This window comes from Streptomyces sp. NBC_00385, from assembly GCF_035917155.1.
Classification (GTDB): domain Bacteria; phylum Actinomycetota; class Actinomycetes; order Streptomycetales; family Streptomycetaceae; genus Streptomyces; species Streptomyces poriferorum.
In genome coordinates, this window is sequence record NZ_CP107951.1 from 8295394 (window position 1) to 8315987 (window position 20594).

Below are 20594 nucleotides of genomic sequence, written 5' to 3' on the forward strand. Positions count from 1 at the left end.
AATCTTGCAATGGGCGGGTACGGTGCACGAGTTGACCGGCCCCGGTGGTCCCGAATGACCGGATTCGCTCTATCGACAGCTTCACAGGATTAGCTTAGGCTCACCTAAGTTCCACCGGGTCGCTCCCTCGGCGTGCCCGTCTATCGCTCGTTCCCCACACCTGACAGGCGGCTTCCCCGCACGATGGGAGTGACATGTCACAGGTTCGTCCTGGCGACGCACCACCGGTCCACGACCTCATTGGCATCGGCTTCGGGCCGTCCAATGTGGCCATGGCGATCGCGATCAGTGAGCACAACGCAAGGGGCGGAACCCAGGAGGCGTTCAGCGCTCACTTCTTCGAGCAGCAGCCGCAGTTCGGCTGGCACCGCGGCATGCTCATCGATGACGCGACCATGCAGGTCTCGTTCCTCAAGGACCTGGTGACGCTCCGGAACCCGTCCAGCGAGTTCAGCTTTCTCTGCTACCTGCAGAGCAAGGGGCGGCTGATCGACTTCATCAACCACAAGAACCTCTTCCCGCTGCGGGTGGAGTTCCACGACTACTTCGAGTGGGCCGCCGCGCAGGTCGACAGCATGGTCTCCTACGACCACGAGGTCGTCGGCGTCACGCCCGTCCTCGTCGACGGTGCCGTGGAGTACATGGACGTGACGGTCCGGTCGGGCGAGGGGCTCACCGTGCACCGGGCCCGCAACCTCGTCATCGGCACCGGGCTGCGTCCCCTCGTGCCGGAGGGGGTGGAACGCGGCGACCGTGTCTGGCACAACTCCGAACTGCTGGCGAAGGTCGACACGTTGGAGGGCACCTCGCCCTCACGGTTCGTGGTGGTCGGTGCCGGGCAGAGCGCCGCCGAGAACGTCGCCTACCTGCACCGGCGCTTCCCCGGGGCCGAGGTCTGCGCGGTCTTCTCCCGCTACGGCTACAGCCCCGCCGACGACAGCAGCTTCGCCAACAAGATCTTCGACCCCGGCGCGGTCGACGAGTACTTCGCCGCGCCCGAGGGCGTCAAGCGCAGACTCATGGACTACCACGGCAACACCAACTACTCCGTGGTGGACATCGATCTGATCGATGACCTCTACCGCCAGATGTACCAGGAGAAGGTGCTCGGCGCCGAGCGGCTGCGCTTCCTCAACGTGTCGCGCCTCGAAGAGGTCAAGGAGACGCCGGACCATGTCCGTGCCACCGTGCGGTCCCTCGTCACGGGCGAGGAGACGCTCCTGGACGCCGACGTGGTCGTGCTCGCCACCGGTTACAGCCCCGCGGACCCGACCGGACTGCTGGGCGACGTGGCGGACCGCTGCCTGCGCGACGAGCAGGGCCGGCTCCGCGTCGAGCGCGACTACCGCATCGCGACGGACTCCGCCCTGCGCTGCGGCATCTACCTCCAGGGCGGCACCGAGCACACGCACGGCATCACGTCGGCGCTACTGTCCAACACCGCGATACGGGTCGGAGAGATCCTGGACTCGCTGCTGGTCCGCTGCGCCGAACCGGTTGCCGGCGCCACGGGCGGCTCGGCCCGCTAGGGCCTGTCGTCAAAACCGCCGTCTGCCGCGCGACGCCATGCACGCACTCTCGCCGCACCGGCCCCAGGCCCCGGTACCTCCAGTGCAGGGACTTGGAGCCGGCACGCCGGGACCACGCACCTGACGCCGCGCTGCCGCCCTTCGGGCCACGACGGCAGTTTGACGACAGGCCCTAGCACGGTCACCAAGGTCCGGACCGCCACGCCTCCGAGTGGATCAAAGGGATAACGTACGCCGACATGAGCACGACTGCAGTGGAGCGCCCCGCATCCAGGGGCACGACGACGGCCCGCCGGAGGCGGGTCGTGGGGCTGGGCATGCTCCTGGTGATCCTCGTGGCCGCGGGAGCGGTGTCCCTGGCCGTGGGTGCGCGGGCGTTGAGTCCCGCAGAGGTGTGGCACGGGCTGTTCGCGGCGCCGGAGTCCGACCAGCGGCTCACCGAGATCCGGCTCATCGTGCAGACCGTGCGGGTGCCCCGGACGGTGCTCGCCGTGGTGGCGGGCATCGCCCTGGGCGTCGGCGGCTCGCTGATCCAGGGCTACACGCGCAACCCGATCGCGGACACGGGTCTGCTGGGCGTGAACGCGGGCGCCTCGTTCGCGGTGGTGTCGGTGATCGCCGTGTTCGGGTTCAGCGATCCGTTCCAGTACGTCTGGTTCGCCTTTTTTGGGGCGGCGGTCGCCGGTGTGGTCGTGTTCGGGCTGGCGAGCATCGGCAGGGGGGCGGGCAATCCGCTGACCCTGGCACTGGCCGGTCAGGGGATCACGGTGTTCCTCGCGGCCATGACGACCGCGGTCGCGCTGTCGGACCAGAAGTCGCTGAACGCGCTGCGGTTCTGGAACGCGGGCTCCGTGGCCGGCGTCGGCTTCGAAGTGATCTGGCCGGTCACGGGGTTCATCGCGGCCGGGCTGGTGCTGGCGCTCACCATGCTGCCTTCCCTCAACCTGCTGAACCTGGGTGACGACGTGGCCCGGGGACTGGGCGTGAACATCGCGCTGAGCCGGACGGTCGGCATTCTCGCCATCACGCTGCTGGCGGGCGCGGCGACGGCGGCGTGCGGTCCCATCGCCTTCCTCGGGCTCATGGTCGCTCATGTGGCCCGCTATCTGACCGGACCCGACTACCGCTGGCTGGTGCCGTACGCGGGTCTCCTCGGCGCGGTGGTCCTCCTGGTCTGCGACATCGTGGGCCGACTGGTGGTAAGGCCGGGCGAGTTGGACGCGGGTGTCGTCGTCGCCCTTCTCGGCGCCCCGTTCTTCGCGGGTCTGGTCTGGCGCGGAAAGTTCAGGAGCGCATGAACGTGACAGGGACGAAGACTTCGCCGGCGCCGGCGCCGGGCGTGCGGGTCGGTCAGATGTCGTTCGTATGGCGGCCCTGGCTCGTGCTGGTCACACTGCTGCTCGCGGCCGCGGGCTTCCTCGTGTTCTGCCTCTCCATCAGCGTCGGGGACTTCCCCATCGGCCTGTCCCGGGTGATCGCCACGCTCCTCGGCCGGGGCGAGCAGGTCGACGAGTTCGTGGTCATGGACCTGCGGATGCCGCGGGCCCTGGCCGGACTCGTCGTGGGGGTCGCGCTCGGGGTGTCCGGGGCGATCACCCAGTCCGTCGCACGAAATCCGCTGGCCAGCCCGGACGTTCTCGGGATCACCGGGGGCGCCAGCATGGTCGCGGTGTTCCTGGTGACCGTGTCGGGCGGGACCGCCGCGGCGGTCGTCAGCTCCGTGGGTCTCTCCGCGGCGGCGCTCGCCGGCGGCCTCGGAGCGGGGCTGCTGGTCTACTTCCTCGCGTGGCGGCGGGGGATCGACGGCTTCCGGCTGATCCTCATCGGCATTTCGGTGAGCGCCATGACGGAGGCGGTCACGACCTGGCTGCTGGTCTCGGCGGACATCAGGGATGTGGCGCGGGCCCAGGCGTGGCTCGTCGGCTCGCTGGACAACCGGTCGTGGGACGAGGTCCGGGTGGCACTGTGGGGCTCGCTCGCCCTGATGGCCGTCGTCTCCTGCGTCGCGTTCCAGTTCAAGCCGATGCACCTCGGTGACGAGGTCGCCGCGGGCCTCGGCGTCCGGTACACGAGGGTGCGGGCCGTTCTGCTGCTGTGCGCGGTTCTGCTGGCCGCGGTCGCGGTGAGTGCGGCCGGCCCGGTCCCGTTCGTCGCGCTGGTGGCGCCGCAGGTGGCGATGCGTCTGGCGAGGTGCCCGACACCGCCGATGGTGGCTTCCGGACTGACCGGTGCGCTGCTGCTGATGGGATCCGACCTGGTGGCGCGCTCGGCGCTGCCGATCGGCCTCCCGGTCGGGGTGGTCACCGCCGCGATCGGCGGACCCTTCCTGGTGTACCTGCTGGTACGGGCGAATCTCAGATAGATGAAAGACGAGTCGGACTACCCGGAGAATGGGGGGCCTGTGGCCGTTCACCAAACCACCACCGAGGTCGAGTCGGTGGGCACGGACGCCGCCCGGCTGGCGGCCAGGGGCATCACGGTCGGGTACGGCGGACGGACCGTCATCGACGAACTGGACGTCGCGATCCCGCCGGGCGTGATCACCACGATCATCGGCCCCAACGGCTGTGGGAAATCCACGCTGTTGCGCACGCTGACCCGCCTGCTCAAGCCCGTCAGGGGCGCGGTCGTCCTGGACGGGGAGGACATCGCCGGTCTCAGGACCAGGGACGTGGCGAAGAAGCTCGGCCTCCTGCCGCAGGCCCCCGTCGCCCCGGAAGGGCTGACGGTGGCCGACCTGGTCGCCCGCGGGCGGCATCCGCACCAGAGCTGGCTGCGGCAGTGGTCGTCGGACGACGCCGATGTGGTGGCGTCCGCACTGGCCATGACCGGGGTGTCCGAACTGGCGGACCGTCCCGTCGACTCGCTGTCCGGCGGACAGCGCCAGCGCGTCTGGATATCGATGACGCTGGCCCAGGGCACGGATCTGCTGCTGCTGGACGAGCCGACCACCTACCTGGACCTGGCGCACGCGATCGATGTGCTCGACCTGGTCGACGACCTGCACGAGTCGGGATGCACCGTGGTCATGGTGCTGCACGACCTCAACCTGGCCACCCGCTACAGCGACAACCTCATCGTGATGCGCGACGGCGCGATCCTGGCGCAGGGACACCCCCGCGACGTGATCACCGCCGGGCTGTTGGAGGAGGCGTTCGGTCTGCGGGCCATGGTGATCGACGACCCGGTCGGCGACCGTCCGCTCATCGTGCCGATCGGGCGGACGCATGTATCGCTCAACTAGGTTTTGAACAAAGGAAATGCAAAGGTTAGGCTAGGCTTACCTCACTCCATCGGGGTAAGGTTTGGCTGCCCTTATACGGGGCCCATTGGACAGTGCGAAAGCAAGGGAATCCGGATGCTCCTCCACAGAACGACGCTCACCAAGCCCTGGCAGCGGCTGGCGGCGACGGTCTCCGCCGCCGCACTCGGCATCGGCCTCCTGGCGGGCTGCGGCTCCGACTCGAAGGACGAGACGGACAAGGCGAGCGACAAGGCCCCGGCCGCAGCAGGTGCGTTCCCTGTCACCGTGGAGCACGCGTTCGGATCCACCAAGATCACCAAGGCGCCCGAGCGGGTCGTCTCCGTCGGCTACACGGACGACCAGACCATCCTGGCGTTCGGCATCAAGCCGGTCGGCATGGTCGACCAGTACCCGAACCCGGCCGGCAAGTCCCCCGACATCAACACCCAGTGGCCCTGGGTGAAGGACAAGTGGGGCGACGCCCGCCCTGAGGTCATCATGAAGAACGGTGACGCGGGCCCCAACTACGAGAAGATCGCGGCCCTTCGGCCGGACCTCATCGTCGCGGTCTACTCGGAGGTCGACCAGGCCGCGTACGACAAGCTCTCCAAGATCGCCCCGACGGTGGGCCGCACCAAGGCGGAGAAGGAGCCCTTCAGCGCGCCCTGGCAGGACAACGCGCTCCACATCGCCAAGGCGCTCGGCAAGGAGACCGAGGGCGCCGCGATGGTGAAGGGCATTCAGGCGAAGCTCGACGCCGCCGCCAAGGCCCACCCGGAGTTCGCGAAGCAGACCGGTGTCGCGCTGTCCTGGTACGAGAAGTCCGTGGCGCCGTTCACCACCACCGACGTCCGTGGACGCCTGGTGACGGGCATCGGCTACAAGGGTGCGACGGAGATCGACAAGATCGCGGGCGGCAAGTTCTACACGGTGCTCTCGCCCGAGCGCATGGACCTCGTCGATGTCGACCGCATCTTCGTGATCAACGACAAGGCCGACCAGGAAGCCCTCAAGAAGTCCGAGCTGTTCAGCAACCTGAAGGCGGTCAAGGACGGCCGGGTGTCGTACCTGCTCGACAGTGAGGGTCCGGCGGTCGGTGCGGCCATCTCCCAGGGCACGCTGCTGTCGATGCCGTACGCGATCGACGAGCTCGTGAAGTCGGCCGAGCAGTGATGTCGTCCGGCAACCACGGCCGGCCCGCCCCGGCCCGCGTGTGAGCACCACAGGCACCCGAGCCGCCCCGGCAACGCTGCGCACGGCCACCGGAGGTGAGGCGACCCGGTGGATCACCGCGCACTGCCGCGAGGTTCCGTGGCTGACCTCGGCCACCGTGCTCACCACGGTGGCCGGGGCCGCGCTCCAGGTGCTCCCGGTGCTCCTGCTCGGCCAGGTGGTCGACGGGGTGGTCGACGGCGAACCCCGTTCCCTCCTCGTCCGGATCGGCGTGCTGATGGTCGCCGCCGCGCTTCTCGGGGCGGCGGCGACCGCGGCGTCGACGTACCTGATCGGGCGGCTCGGCGCGGATCTGCTCGCCCGGCTGCGCGAACGCGCCGTCCGGGCGGTGCTGGGGATGCCCAGCGCCAGGATCGAGCAGGTCGGCCGGGGAGATGTGCTCTCCCGGGTGGGCGACGACGTGGCCGTGCTGTCCCGGGGCATCCGGTCCGCCGTGCCCACGGTGTTCTCGGCGGGCGTGCTCGTCGCCATCGCGACGGCCGGCATGTTCGGTCTCGACTGGCGGCTCGGCCTGGCGGGCGCCGGTGCGCTCCCCGCGTACGCGCTGGCCCTGCGCTGGTACCTTCCCCGGTCCGCGCCGCTCTACCGCAAGCAGCGGGCGGCTCAGGCCGACCGGGCCCAGGCGCTGATCAGCGGTCTGAACGGGATCGACACGGTCCGGGCGTACCGCCTGGAGGGTGCGTTCCGCGAGAAGGTCACGGCCGAGTCGTGGCGGGTGCGCGAGTACGGCATCGAGGTGTTCCGGTTCTTCGGCCGCTTCGTCGGCCGGGAGAACCGCGCCGAGTTCATCGGGCTGGTCCTGATCCTCCTGGTCGGGTACGCCCTGCTGGAAGGTGACGCCGCCACCCTCGGCGAGGTCTCGGCCGCCCCGCTGATGTTCCACCGGCTGTTCACGCCGCTCGGCGCCATCATGTTCACGTTCGACGAGGCACAGAAGTCGGGCGCGAGCCTGACCCGGCTGGTCGGGGTGCTGGGGGAAGACGCGCAGGACCGTCTGGTGGGCGACTCCACCGTGGCGCCCGCGGACGCTGCTCCGTACCCGGTGACGGTGGAGGGGCTGACGTTCAGCTATCCCGACGCCGAGGAGCCGGTCCTGAGGGACGTCAGCCTGACGATTCCGGCCGGTGGTTCACTCGCGCTGGTCGGGGCGACGGGCGCGGGCAAGTCGACCCTCGCCGCGCTGATCGCTGGCATCGGGAGGCCGCAGTCCGGCTCGGTGCGGATCGGGCCGAACGATCTCGCGGATCTCGACGAGGCCGGGGCCAGGGCGCTGGTGAGCATCCTGACTCAGGAGACGCACGTGTTCTCCGGTCCGCTCGCCGGCGATCTGCGGCTTGCCGCGCCGGAGGCGACCGATGCCGAGTTGACGGAGGCGCTGCGGACGGTCGGTGCGGGCGTGTGGGCCGATGCGCTGCCGGAGGGGTTGCGGACGGTGGTCGGCGAGGGCGGTGAACGCCTCGACGTCACCAAGGTCGCCCAGATCGCCCTGGCCCGGCTGGTGTTGGCCGGTTCGCCGGTGGTGGTGCTGGACGAGTCGACGGCGGAGGCCGGGAGCGAGGGCGCCGCGGAGCTGGAGCGCGGCGTGCTCGCCGCGTGTGCCGGCCGGACCACGCTGTTCGTGGCGCACCGGCTGACCCAGGCGATGGCCGCGGACCGGATCGCCGTGCTGGACGCGGGGCGCGTGGTGGAGCAGGGGACGCACGAGCAACTGGTGGCCCTGGGGGGCCGGTACGCGCGACTGTGGCAGGCCTGGCGCGAAGGTAGTTAGGTAAACCTTAATTAGGCTAGGCTAAGTTGGACAGCTCGTCGGATGGGAAGCGGAGTCTTCGATGATGGAACCGGGCGCTCGTCTCGTACTGCTTTCCGAAGAGGGCCTGGCCGGCCTGCGCCGGAGGACCGGTGATCACGGCGACGGGACCCTTGTCACCGCGTGTGCCATCGCTCTGGCCCACTGGGCGAGGCAACAGAGCCCCGACGGCATGGACCTCGCCCCCGGCACGTTGTTCGCCGACGTCCTCGGATGGGCCGCCAGCGGCGGTTCCGGGGCAGCCGGATGGGAGGTCGACGCGGCGCGACGCACCATCGCCGTCCCGGAAGGCGTCTCGCTGGCCGATGCCCAGCTCGCCCTCGACGACCTCGCCGACTTCCCCGACCGGCCTCTCGGGACCATCGGCCCCTCCGGCCTCGCGGCGCGGATCGAGGACCTGGTCCGGTGGAACGACACCGAGGCGGACCGGGACCGGCCGACCATCGTGGAGATGTTCCACGAGCAGGTAAGGAAGCGACCCGACGCGGTCGCGATCGTCGACGGGAAGCGATCACTGACGTACGGTCAGGTCGGTGGCTACGCAGGCCAGTTGGCCCACCACCTGATCGAGCGCGGACTCACGGCCGAGCAGGTCGTGGGCATCTCCCTGGGCCGCAGTGCCGACATGGTCGTCGGGCTGCTCGGTGTGCTCCAGGCGGGATGCGCGTTCGTCCCGCTCGATCCGATGTGGCCCGCCGCGCGCCGGGCGGTCGTCATCGAGGACGCCCGGGCCGTCCTCCAGCTCAACGGCTCGGGCGAGCGCGAGCCGAACGAGCCGGAGGCCGTGGCCGTCGACCTCGACGACTGGGCGTTCACCTCCCACCCCGTCGAGGCGCCCGACGTCGCCGTTCCCGGCCCCGCCCTGGCCTATGTGATCTTCACGTCCGGCTCGACCGGCCGGCCCAAGGGTGCGATGATCCGTCACGAGGCGATCAGTGAGCGCCTGTTGTGGCAGGTCGAGGAGATCCTGCACTTCGGCCACGACGACGCGTCCCTGTTCAAGGCACCGCTGTCCTTCGACATCTCGATCAACGAGATCTTCCTGCCGCTGGTGTGCGGCGGCCGGCTGGTGGTCCTGAGGCCCGGCGGCGAACGCGACCCGCACCACCTGCTGAGCGTGATCGCCGAGCAGCGCGTCACCTTCACCTATCTGGTGTCGTCCATGCTGGACGTCCTGCTGGAGATGGCGGGGGACTCCGGACGGCTGGACAGCCTGCGCCATGTGTGGTGCGGCGGCGAGGTGCTGACCCCCGAGCTCTACGAGCGATTCCGCACCCGCCTCGACATCCCCATGTACCACGGCTACGGCCCCGCCGAGACGACCATCGGCGTCTCGCACGTCATCTACCGGGGCGCCGCGGAACGCCTGTCGACATCGATCGGCAGGGCCAACCCCAACACCCAGCTGTACGTGCTGGACGACGAACTGCGCCCGGTCCCGGTCGGGGCCGGCGGCGAACTGTACGTCGGCGGCTTCCTCCTGGGCCGCGGATACGTCAACGCGCCCGGCCTGACCGCATCCCGCTTCGTGGCGAACCCGTTCGCCACCGACGGCTCCCGGCTCTACCGGACCGGCGACCTCGCCCGCTTCGCCCCGGACGGCTCACTGGACTTCCTGGGCCGGGCGGACAACCAGATCAAGATCCGGGGGATGCGCCTGGAGATCGAGGACGTCGAGGCCGGCCTCGCCGAACACCCCGGCGTACGGCACAGCTGTGTCGTCGCCAGGAAGAACACGGCGGGCGGCAGCTACCTCGTCGGGTACGTGATCCCGGCCGCCGGACAAGAGGACCTGCACGCCGACGAGGTCAGGGCATGGGCCGACGCGCGCATGGTCGAGTACATGGTGCCCACCCACACCGTCGTGATGAAGGAGTTCCCGCTCACCGCCAACGGCAAGATCGACCGGGCCGCGCTGCCGGAACCGGTGACCTCGGCCGGCCCGGTCGTCCAGCCCACCACCGAGAACGAACGCGCGGTCTGCGCCGCCGTCGCCGCGGTCCTGCGGCTGGACGAGGTCGGCGTCGACCAGGACTTCTTCCGGCTCGGCGGGGACAGCATCCTGGCGATCTCCCTGCTGAGCGCGCTGCGGGACGCCGGGCTCCATGTCACCGCACGGCAGATCTTCGCCCACGGCGTCGTCGGCGCCCTCGCCGCGGTCGCGAGCCGCGAGGACGCCTGCGCGGCGCAGGACGACGACGTGGCGACCGGGCCTGTCGTGGGTTCACCCGTCGTCCAGTGGCTCGGCGAGGTCACGGACGCGGTCGACGGCTTCGTCCAGTCGGTGGTGCTGAACACCCCGCCGGAACTGAGCGCCGAAGTCCTGGACGAGATCCTCACCGCCGTGGTCCGGCGGCACGACATGCTGCGGGCCAGGCTGGTGCGCGGCGAGCGCTGGAGCTTCGACATTCCGGAGGCGGGGGAGGCCGCCGCCGGGTGGCAGGAGAGCGGCCTGCCGCTCGACGCCTGCGTCGAGCTGGCCACCGGCGGGCTCGACCCGGACCGCGGAGTCATGCTGCGGGCCGTCTGGCGCCGCGAGGCGCGGGAACTGGTCGTGGTCGTTCACCACGTGGTCGTCGACGGAGTCTCCTGGCGAATCCTGATGGAGGACCTGGCCACGGCATGGCGGCAGTCCGCCGCGGGTGCACCGGTCGAGCTGCCCCCGGTGGGCACGTCGTTCCGGCGCTGGACCGAGCTGCTCGCAGGCAGCGCGTTCGACGCCGACCGCGCCCACTTCGCGCGTCCGCTGCCCGGCGCGGACGGCCCCCTGGGCAGGCGCGCCCTGTCCGGCGCCGACACCGTGGCGCACGAGCGGGAACGGACGGTGTCGGTCGGACCCGGGATCACGGCGGCGCTCCTCGGCGAGATACCCGCGAAGTTCCACGCGGGCGTCAACGACGTCCTGCTCACCGCGCTCGCCGTCGCCCTCGCCCGGTGGCGCCGCGACCTCGGCCAGGACCAGACGTTCGCCCACATCGAGCTGGAGGGCCACGGCCGAGAGGGACGCTTCGTCGCGGACGCCGCCGGCTTCGAACCCGAACTGTCGCGGACCGTGGGCTGGTTCACCACCCTCTTCCCGGTGATCGTCGACCCGGGCGCCGCGGCCGACCTCACCTCACCCGCGTACCTGGCCACCGCACTGAAGGCGGTCAAGGAGGACCTCGCCCGTGTCCCGGGCAACGGTCTCTCCTACGGCGCCCTGCGGTACCTGGCCGACGCCCGGTTCGAAGCGCCCGCGCCCCAGGTGCTGTTCAACTACCTGGGCCGCTTCGACTCGGACTCCTCCGGGGACTGGCAGCTCGCCGGTACCACCGGGCAGTTGGGCGAGAAGCGCGACCCGAGGATGCGCCTGCAGCGCGCCCTGGAGTTCAACCTGATCGCCGAACCGGACGCCACCGGTGGTTACGAACTCGTCGCCACGATCTCCTGGCCCGACGGCGTGTTCACCGACGAGGACATCACCGTCGTGGGCGCGTACCTGCGGGAGGCCCTGGCCGGGCTGGCCGCGCTCGAGGACGGCGGCCACTCGCCCAGCGACTTCGCCCCGCTGCCGCTCACCCAGTCCGATGTCGACGCCCTGGACGGCCCCGGACTGTGCGACATCCTGCCGCTGACCCCGTTGCAGGAGGGCCTGTACTTCCACTCGGTCTTCGACGACGACTCGGCGGGCAGCTATGTGGAGCAGCAACTGCTCACGCTGGACGGCGAGGTGGACGCCGGTCGGCTCGCGGCGGCGGCCACCCGGCTGCTGACGCTGTACCCCAACCTGGCCGCCCGGTTCACGGCCCTCGCCGACGGCCGGGTCGTCTCGGTACTCGAAAGCGGCGCCGAGGCGCCCTTCACCACGCTGGACCGCCCGGGCATCACCGACGCAGAGATCCGCGACCACGCCGAGCGGGACCGCCGCGCCGGCTTCGACCTGGCCACCGGCCCGCTGATGCGCTACACACTCATCCGCGACGGCGCCGGCCGCAATGTGCTGGTGCAGACCGTGCACCACATCATCGCCGACGGCTGGTCGGTACCGCCGATGCTCCGCACACTGCTGGCCGAGTACCACCGGCCGGGGACCGCGTACCGGACCGGCGGCTTCCCCGACTACGTGCACTGGCTCGCCGGACGGGACGACGACGAGAGCGACCGGGTCTGGCGCGAGCAGCTCGCCGGTCTGCCCGGCCCCTCACTCGTCGCCGAGGGGCACATCCCTTCCGACCGGTTCGCCGACACGGCCGTGGAGCCGTCGGACGACATCGACGCGGCGGCCCGGGCGGCCGGCGTGCCCCTGAGCGTGGCCGTGCACAGCGCCTGGGCGGTGACGCTCGGCGGCATCCTGCCCGGCAACGACGTCGTGTTCGGCTCCACCGTGTCCGGACGCGACGCTGAGGTGCCCGGCATCGCCGACATGGTGGGCCTGTTCATCAACACGATTCCCGTACGTGCCCGCTGGGACGCGACGACGACGGGCGCCGGCCTGCTCGCCTCGGTGCGGGAACACCAGAGCGCCGTGCTGCCGCACCAGCACGTCTCGCTCGCGCGGATCGGCAGGCTGACCGGCGCCGGTGCCCGCTTCGACACCCTGGTCGTGTTCGACGTCGCGACCGACGTGGCAGCGCTGCGCAGGCCCGACGACGAACTGGTCATCAGCGGCATCGTCAACGAAGGAGCCCCGCACTACCCGTTGACGCTGGTGGTGGAACGCACCCACGACGGCCGTCCGCGGTTCAACCTGATCTACGACGGTGCGCTGCTCCGGGAGTCCGGCGCCGAGGAGATCCTGCGTACGTTCACCCGCACGCTGACCGGTCTGCTCACCCGGCCGGACGCACGGGTCGGGGAGCCGGTGGCCGAGGGCGGCCGCCGCCCCGCCGCGCTCACACCGACGACCCTGGGCGCGTTGTTCGACGCCGCCGCCCTCCGCGACCCGGCCGCGGTCGCCGTCACCCAGTGCGCCCTCGACGGCGACAGCAGGTCGCTCAGCTACGGCGAACTGGCGTCGGCGAAGGACGAGCTGGCCGCGGCGCTGCGGGCGGCCGGCGTCGGACCGGGCGGACGCGTCGCCGTCGCCGTACCGCGTTCCCTGGAACAGGTCGTCGCCCTGGTCGCCATCGTCACCGCGGGCGGCGCCTACGTACCGCTGGACCTGGCATACCCGGACGAACGGCTGGAGTACATCCTGGCCGACGCCGCACCGCAGGCCGTTCTCGTGGACCGTGAGCAGCGCGACCGGTTCACCGGACTGCTGGCACGTGCCGGAGTGCCGGCCCGGGTGCTCGTGCTCGGGGACGAACTGCCGCAGGCGGACGGGACGGCGCCGCAGACCGCGGTCCCCCGCTCGCAGGACCCCGCGTACGTGATCTACACGTCCGGATCCACCGGCCGGCCCAAGGGCGTCGTCGTCCCGCACGCCTCCGTCGTGGCCCTGCTCGCGAACACCCGCCCCGACATGGACTTCGGCCCGCAGGACGTGTGGGTCCAGTTCCACTCGTACTCCTTCGACTTCGCCGTCTGGGAGCTGTGGGGCGCGCTGGCGCACGGCGCGGAGCTGCTCGTGCCGGACTACGCGCTGACCCGCTCCCCGGTGGACTTCCACCGCCTGGTCCGTGAGCGCGGAGTCACCGTGCTCAACCAGACCCCGTCGGCGTTCTACCGGTTCATCGAGGCGGACCGGCACGCCGGAGAACCGGCTACCGCACTGCGCCGGATCATCTTCGGCGGCGAGGCCCTGGATCCCGCGCGGCTGCGCGGCTGGGTCGAGCGGTACGGCACCCGCTCGCCCGAGCTCGTCAACATGTACGGCATCACGGAGACCACCGTCCACGTCACCCACCGGGTGCTCACCGACGAGGACTTCGGTGCGGACGTCAGCCCGATCGGCGGTCCGATCCCCGGTCTGGACACCTATCTCCTCGACGACCGGCTCCGGCCGGTGCCGCCCGGCCAGCTGGGTGCCATCTATGTCGCGGGGGACCAGGTCTCCCTCGGCTACCTCGGCAGGCCCGGACTGACCTCGGGCCGGTTCGTGGCGAACCCGTTCGCGGGCGACGGCTCCCGCATGTACCACACGGGCGACCTCGCCCGCCGGACGCTCGACGGCGAGCTGGAGTTCGCCGGCCGGGCCGACGGCCAGGTGCAGCTCAAGGGGTTCCGGATCGAGCCCGGCGAGGTGGAGGCGGCGATCCGGGAGCTCGACACCGTGGTCGACGTGGCCGTCACCGTGGCGGGCAGCGGCGACCACCTGGTCGCGCATGTCGTGGGCCGGGCACCCGGCGACCTCACCGGACTCCTGGCGGCGAAGCTGCCCGTGCACATGGTGCCGGGCCAGGTGCGGTTCCTCGACGCGCTGCCGCTGACGGTCAACGGCAAACTGGACCGCGAGGCCCTGGCCGCGCAGTCCGCACAGTCCGCGCAGGAACCAGTCCCGCAGGCCGTCGTCCCACCGGCCACCACAGGCGCCTCGCTCGCGGCCCTGACCGGCGTCTTCGGCGAGACGCTGCCGGGCTCCGACGTGGACGCCGACACCGACTTCTTCATGGCGGGCGGCGACAGCATCCTCGCCATCACCGTCATCAACCGGGCCAGAGCCCTCGGACTTCACATCGCGCCGCGGGACGTCTTCCTGTTCAAGACCCCGCGCGCACTCGCCGAGCAGCTGGACTCGCGCACACCGCGGACCCCGGCCGCCGGGCCCGGCCGCCGTGAGGACGGCCCGCTGCTCCCGACACCTATCATCATGCGCAGGCGGGAACTGGGCGGCTCGCTCGCCCGGTTCGCCCAGGCCAGGTCGCTGGTGGTCCCCGAGGGCGCCGGGCTCGGCGATGTCGAACGCGCCGCGAACGCCGTCGTGGCCGCGCACCCCGTCCTCCGGCTGAAGCTGGACGTGGAGCACGGCGTGTGGGCCCTGCGCACCGAACCCCACCGCGAGGTCACCGTCGTCCGTGTGGAGAGGGGCGACACGACGGCCGCCGCGAACGAGGCCGCAGGCCGCCTGAACCCCGAGTCGGGGGAGGTCGTCGCCTTCTCCTGGATACCCGAGAGCCGGACCCTCGTGGTCACCGCGCACCACCTCGCCGTCGACGCGGTGTCCTGGCTGATCCTCCTCGACGACCTGGCCACCGCCCTGAGCGGAGCGGCCCTGGCGCCGCCCACCACCTCCTACGGCGAGTACGCCGAAGCGACGGGCGCCCGCTGCGCCGAGGTGACCGGCCTGGGCGACTGGATCACCACGCTGGGGGCGCCCGCGCTGCTGCCCTCCGTCGAGGGCCCGCGCGAGACCACCGTCGTGCTCGCGCCCGACGTGAGCGACCGGGTGACGCGTACCGCACCCGCCGCACTCGGGATCGGCCTCACCGAGCTCCTGTGCGGCGCACTGCGCACCGCACTGACCCACGTCCAGACGGCCCCCACCGACCTCGCCGTCGACCTGGAGCGCCACGGCCGTGTCCCTGTCCGGGAACACCACGACTACACACGCACGGTCGGCTGGTTCACCGCCATCGCGCCCGTACGGCTCACGGCGCACACCGACCCCGTCGAGGCGGCGCGCGAAGTAGCCGAACGCCAGCCCGACGAGGACGGTCACGTCGCCTACGGCAGGCTCAGGTACCTCAACCCGCAGACGGCCCCGCTGCTGACCGCCCGCCCGCAGGTCCTGTTCAACTACCTCGGCCGCAGCGGCGAGTCCCGGGCACCGCACATCACCGGCGCGGACGAGGGCAGTCCGTACGCCGTCGAGGTCAACGCGTGGACCGACGACACCACGGGCAGCCTGCACGCGGCCTTCACCCTCGCCGACGGCATCCCCGACGAGATCACCGGGCACTGGCGTACCGCGCTGGAGCGCGTCGCGGAGGCGTCCATCACGGCCGAGCGCACCGCACCGGTCACCCCGCTCCAGCGCGGCCTGTACTTCCAGGCCCAGATGGCGGGCACGGCCGGACACTACGTCGCGCAGAGCTACTTCGTCTTCGACCGCCGCCTGGACACCGACGCGCTCGCCGAGGCGATGGCGTACGTGATCGCCCGGCACCCGGTCGTGGGCGCCGGCTTCACCACCGACGACCGCGGCAACCCGGTCCAGGTCCTCAGGGCGGGCCGCCGCGTCGGCGTCCGTACGGTCACCGTCGCGACGGAGACCGAGGCCGACGCCCTGCGCGCCCGGGACCGCGACACGGGATTCGACCCGGGCGAGCCGCCGCTGGTCCGGCTGACCGTGGTACGTCTGCCCGGTGACCGCGACGGCCTGCTGCTGAGCTACCACCTGCTGCTGTGGGACGGCTGGTCCCGCGAGATCCTGCTGCGGGACCTGTTCGACGCCTACCGGGCCGTCCTCGCGGGCGAACCGCCGGCCGCGATCCCGCTCTCGCCCGGCTTCGAGGACTACGCCCGCGCGCTCGCCGCCAAGGACCCCGCCGTGGCGGAACGCTTCTGGGCGGACCACCTCGACGGCCTCAGCGGCCCCACCCTGCTCGCCGGGGAGCAGCCGGCCGTCACGGACGAACTGCCGCGCGCGCTCGTCCACACGATGTCCGCCGAACTGTCCGGTCTGCTGCGGCAGGCGGCCAAGACGCACGGCGTCACCCTGAACTCGGTGCTGACCGGGGCGTTCGGCCTCCTGCTGGGCGCGCACACCGGCCGCGGCGACGCCGTGTTCGGCGTGACCGTCTCCGGCCGCGAGGGCGAAGGCCTGTCCGGCATCGTCGGCGTCCTGCTCAACACCGTGCCCATGTGGACGCGGGCCCGGCCGGACGACACGGTCGGGGAGTACCTGACGGCCGTCCAGACGGCCCGCGTCGAGGCGATGGAGCACGAGCACCTGGGCCTCGGCGAGATCCAGCGGGCCAGCGGACACGACACCCTGTTCGACAACCTGTTCGTGCTCCAGAACTTCCTGGACCTGGACGCGTTCGCCGAGATGAACGCCCGGCACGGCATCACCTCGGTGCGGGCCGACGACTCGACCCACTACCCGTTCACCTGGGTCGTCACGCCAGGCGACCGGCTCACCGTCAAGCTGGAGCACCGCGACGACGACCCCGCGGGCGCCCGCCGACTTCTGGACGGCTACCTGCGCGTCCTGGAGGACCTGGCCGGGTCGGCCGGCCCGGTCGGTGCGCTGCCCGGCGTGGGCACCCTGCCCGAGCCGGCGCCCCGCACGGACGTCGGCACGGACACGGTCGTCGACCGGTTCGACCGGGCGGCCGACCGCGACCCGCAGCGCATCGCCCTCGTCGCCCACGGTTCGGCCATGACCTTCGCCGAACTCCGGGACCGCAGCCGTGCGGTGGCCGGAGTGCTGGCAGGCCGCGGTATCGGACCGGAGCGGACCGTGGCCCTCGCGATTCCGCGCTCCCTGGACTCGATCGTGGCGCTGTTCGCCGTACTGCGCGTCGGAGCCGCCTATGTGCCGCTGGAGCTCGACCACCCGGACGAGCGGATCGCCGCGATCGTCGAAGCCGCCCGCCCGGACGTGATCCTCACCGTCGGCGCGGTGTCGCCCCGGCTGACCGGTGAGCTGATCGAGCTCGACCGTCCCCTGCCCGAAGCCGAACCGTTCCGCACGTTCGCGCCGGAGGATCCGGACCGCCTGCGGCACCCCGCGTACACGATCTTCACCTCCGGTTCGACCGGGAAGCCCAAGGGTGTGGTGACCGAGTACGCCGGACTCACCAACATGCTGATCAACCATCAGCGGCGCATCTTCGAACCGGTGCTGGCGGAGCACGAGCACCGCGTCTTCAGGATCGCGCACACCGTGTCGTTCGCCTTCGACATGTCGTGGGAGGAACTGCTCTGGCTCGCCGACGGCCACGAGGTGCACATCTGCGACGAGGAACTGCGCCGCGACGCGCCCCGGCTGGTCGAGTACTGCCTGGAGCACGGGATCGACGTGGTCAACGTGACCCCGACCTACGCGCAGCAACTGGTGGCCGAGGGACTGCTCGACACCCCCGGACGCCGGCCCGCGCTCGTTCTGCTGGGCGGGGAGGCCGTCACCCCGGCACTGTGGCGGCGGCTCGCGGAGACCGAGGGCACGGCCGGCTACAACCTGTACGGGCCCACCGAGTACACCATCAACACCCTCGGCGTCGGCACCTTCGAGTGCGAGGACCCGGTGGTCGGCGTGGCCATCGACAACACCGAGGTGTACGTGCTGGATCCGTGGCTGCGGCCGCTGCCGGACGGTGTGCCCGGCGAGCTGTACGTGTCGGGCGTCGGCATCGCCCGCGGCTACCTCGGGCAGCCCGCGCAGACGGCGGACCGGTTCGTGGCCTGCCCGTTCGGGGAACCGGGCGAGCGCATGTACCGCACCGGGGACCTGGTAGTCCGTCGCCCCGACGGCAACCTGACGTACCTGGGCCGGACCGACCAGCAGGTCAAGATCCGCGGGCACCGCGTCGAGCCGGGAGAGGTCGAGGCCGCGTTCGCGGCGCACCCGGCGGTACGGTTCGCCGCCGCGGTCGCCCAGCCCGACCCACAGGTCGACGGAGCGTACCGGCTGGCCGCCTACCTGGTGCTCGACGGCTCCGATCTGGCATCCGTCGCCGCCGAAGTGGGCGCCGCCCTCCCCGACTTCCTGCGCCCCACGCACTACGCGCGGGTCGACCGCATCCCGCTGACCGTCAACGGCAAGGCCGACACCAAGGCGCTCCCGGAGGCCAGGCCGCTGGGTGTGCTGACGACGGTGGCCGAACGCGCACCGGAGACGGACACCGAGGTCACGGTGTGCGAGTTCTTCGCCGAGGCGCTGGACCTGGACGACGACGAGGTCAGCGCGGTCAGCGACTTCGTCGCCCTCGGCGGACACTCCATGCTGGCGGTGCGCCTGATCGGGCTGCTCCGCCGGGAGTACGGTCCAGTCATCACGATCCGCGACCTGCTCACCCTGCGAACCCCCGAAGCGATTGCCGGTCACCTCGATGCGAACTCCTGATCCCCACCGGCCCCTCGACGGAGCCGGCATCCTGCGGACGGCGCTGCGCCGCAACCTCGGTGCCATGACCTGGGGCACGGTCCTCATGGGTCTGTACCAGGCCGGCGAGACCGCCTTCCCCATCGCGCTCGGCCTGATCGTCGAGTACACCCTCCAGGACCGGAGCCCCGGCTCCCTCGGGGTGTCGATCGGCGCGCTGGCCGTGATCATCACGACCGTGTCGCTGTCATGGCGGTTCGGGATGCGCGTATTGCAGAAGGCGAACACGACGGAGGCACACCGCTGGCGGGTGCAGGTCGCGGAGTGCGGACTCCAGCCGGTGGACAGGAACACCGATCTGAAGTCCGGCGAGGTGCTGACCATCGCCACCGAGGACGCCGACTCCACCGCCGACATCATCGAAGTGGTGCCCCTGCTGATCAGCTCACTGGTCGCGGTCGTGGTCGCGGCGGTCGCGCTGGGCCTGGCGGACCTCCGGCTCGGACTGCTCGTGATCATGGGAACCGTCGTGATCCTGACGATCCTCAGCGTGATGTCCAAGCGGATCGGTGCCAGTACCCAGGAGCAGCAGGCCCGGGTGGCGCGGGCCGGTGCGAAGGTCGCGGACCTGATCACCGGCCTGCGCCCGCTGCACGGGTTCGGCGGGAACCACGCGGCGTTCGTGTCCTACCGGAAGGTCAGCGCGGAGGCGAAGCACCAGGCGATCACCGTGGCCAGGGTGAACGGCGCGTACGCCGGCGCCGCACAGGCACTCAACGCGGTCCTGGCCGCCGCCGTGACCCTGACGGCCGGCTGGCTGGCGTTCGACGGCCAGATCACCATCGGGGAACTCGTCATGGCGGTGGGCCTCGCGCAGTTCATCATGGAACCGCTGAAGATGTTCTCGGAGATGCCGAAGTACGTGATGATGGCGCGCGCCTCGGCCGAGCGGATGGCGCTGGTGCTGGCGGCGCCGCCGGTGGCGGCTCCGGGCCCGCAGCGCCCGTCCGCGGGCGGGGACCTGGAGATCGACGGGGTCCGGTACGGGACGCTGCGCAAGCTGAAGTTCCGGGTCGCCGCCGGGGAGTTCGTGGCGATCACCGCCTATCAGCCGCGCGCGGCAGCCGACTTCGCGTCGATCCTGGCGGTGAACGTCCCGCCGCAGGAGTACGACGGGACGGTCCGGATCAGCGGGCGGGAGATCGCGGACCTGTCGGTCGAGGCCATCCGTGAACACATGCTGGTGAACCCGTACGACGGCGAGATCTTCGCGGGCACCCTCCGTACGAACATCGACCCGGCGGGCACCAGCCGTACGGTTCCCGAAGCGGTGGAGGCGTCCATGCTGACCGATGTCGTCGCGCTCCACCGCGACGGGCTGGACTACGCCATCCGCGACCGCGGCGCGAACCTGTCCGGGGGACAGCGCCAGCGGCTGTCCCTGGCCCGCGCCCTGGCCGCCGACACCGACGTCCTCGTTCTGCACGATCCGACCACGGCCGTCGACGCGGTCACCGAGCAGCTGATCGCACGCAACCTCGTGAAGCTGCGCCGGGGCCGTACCACCGTCGTGATCTCCAGCAGTCCGGCCGTCCTGGACGCGGCCGACCGGGTGCTCGTCCTGGACGACGGGATCATCACGGCCGAGGACACCCATCGCAACCTCCTCGCCACCGACGAGGCCTACTGTCTGGCAGTGGCGAGGTGAACGGCCGGGGCCGCTGCGCCGAAGGGGCCGCCCCGGACCGGGCGCCGGAATGCGGAAAGGCACGCTTCCTGTCCGCCGGGCATCCCCGGCGCGTGGGTGTGCGGCTTCTCCCGTTCGGGGCGCAGCGGAACCCGGCGGCGTCCGACTCGGCCCAGGGCCGCAGC

8 protein-coding genes are annotated in these 20594 nt (G+C 71.3%); all 8 read left to right on the plus strand.

Annotated elements, in window-relative coordinates; translation table 11 throughout:
* Positions 1-194 precede the first annotated feature (194 nt).
* The 8 genes from OG959_RS36690 to OG959_RS36725 all read left to right on the plus strand — a co-directional run bounded on the left by OG959_RS36690 (position 195) and on the right by OG959_RS36725 (position 20430).
* The gene (locus OG959_RS36690) at positions 195-1529 is read left to right on the plus strand and encodes a lysine N(6)-hydroxylase/L-ornithine N(5)-oxygenase family protein (RefSeq protein WP_326665517.1); all 1335 of its coding nucleotides are present in this window, start codon (positions 195-197) and stop codon (positions 1527-1529) included.
* Between the two features lie 239 nt (positions 1530-1768).
* Positions 1769-2827 (plus strand): FecCD family ABC transporter permease, encoded by a 1059-nt coding sequence (locus OG959_RS36695; RefSeq protein WP_326665518.1) that lies wholly within the window; start codon positions 1769-1771, stop codon positions 2825-2827.
* Positions 2824-3891 (plus strand): FecCD family ABC transporter permease, encoded by a 1068-nt coding sequence (locus tag OG959_RS36700; RefSeq protein WP_326665521.1) that lies wholly within the window; start codon positions 2824-2826, stop codon positions 3889-3891. The genes OG959_RS36695 and OG959_RS36700 overlap by 4 nt, the downstream gene beginning before the upstream one ends.
* 39 nt (positions 3892-3930) lie before the next feature.
* Positions 3931-4773 (plus strand): ABC transporter ATP-binding protein, encoded by an 843-nt coding sequence (locus tag OG959_RS36705; protein ID WP_326665523.1) that lies wholly within the window; start codon positions 3931-3933, stop codon positions 4771-4773.
* A 114-nt stretch (positions 4774-4887) separates the two neighbouring features.
* Positions 4888-5946: an iron-siderophore ABC transporter substrate-binding protein gene (locus OG959_RS36710; protein ID WP_326665525.1), complete on the plus strand. Its 1059-nt coding sequence runs from the start codon at positions 4888-4890 to the stop codon at positions 5944-5946.
* A 40-nt stretch (positions 5947-5986) separates the two neighbouring features.
* Positions 5987-7774 carry an ABC transporter ATP-binding protein gene (locus OG959_RS36715; RefSeq protein WP_326665527.1) on the plus strand — a complete coding sequence of 596 codons (1788 nt, stop codon included), beginning with the start codon at positions 5987-5989 and terminating at the stop codon, positions 7772-7774.
* A gap of 61 nt (positions 7775-7835) precedes the next feature.
* Positions 7836-18743, plus strand: a complete 10908-nt coding sequence (locus tag OG959_RS36720) for a non-ribosomal peptide synthetase (RefSeq protein WP_326665529.1) — start codon at positions 7836-7838, stop codon at positions 18741-18743.
* Positions 18730-20430, plus strand: coding sequence for an ABC transporter ATP-binding protein (locus tag OG959_RS36725; RefSeq protein WP_326665530.1), 1701 nt, complete (start codon positions 18730-18732; stop codon positions 20428-20430). The genes OG959_RS36720 and OG959_RS36725 overlap by 14 nt, the downstream gene beginning before the upstream one ends.
* The last annotated feature ends 164 nt before the right edge of the window (positions 20431-20594 follow it).

Bases quoted from the DNA above. Each gene is read 5' to 3' on its own strand.
- OG959_RS36690 (WP_326665517.1), top strand. From the start codon at position 195: ATGTCACAGGTTCGTCCTGGCGACGCACCACCGGTCCACGACCTCATT.
- OG959_RS36695 (WP_326665518.1), top strand. From the start codon at position 1,769: ATGAGCACGACTGCAGTGGAGCGCCCCGCATCCAGGGGCACGACGACG.
- OG959_RS36700 (WP_326665521.1), top strand. From the start codon at position 2,824: ATGAACGTGACAGGGACGAAGACTTCGCCGGCGCCGGCGCCGGGCGTG.
- OG959_RS36710 (WP_326665525.1), top strand. From the start codon at position 4,888: ATGCTCCTCCACAGAACGACGCTCACCAAGCCCTGGCAGCGGCTGGCG.
- OG959_RS36720 (WP_326665529.1), top strand. From the start codon at position 7,836: ATGATGGAACCGGGCGCTCGTCTCGTACTGCTTTCCGAAGAGGGCCTG.
- OG959_RS36725 (WP_326665530.1), top strand. From the start codon at position 18,730: ATGCGAACTCCTGATCCCCACCGGCCCCTCGACGGAGCCGGCATCCTG.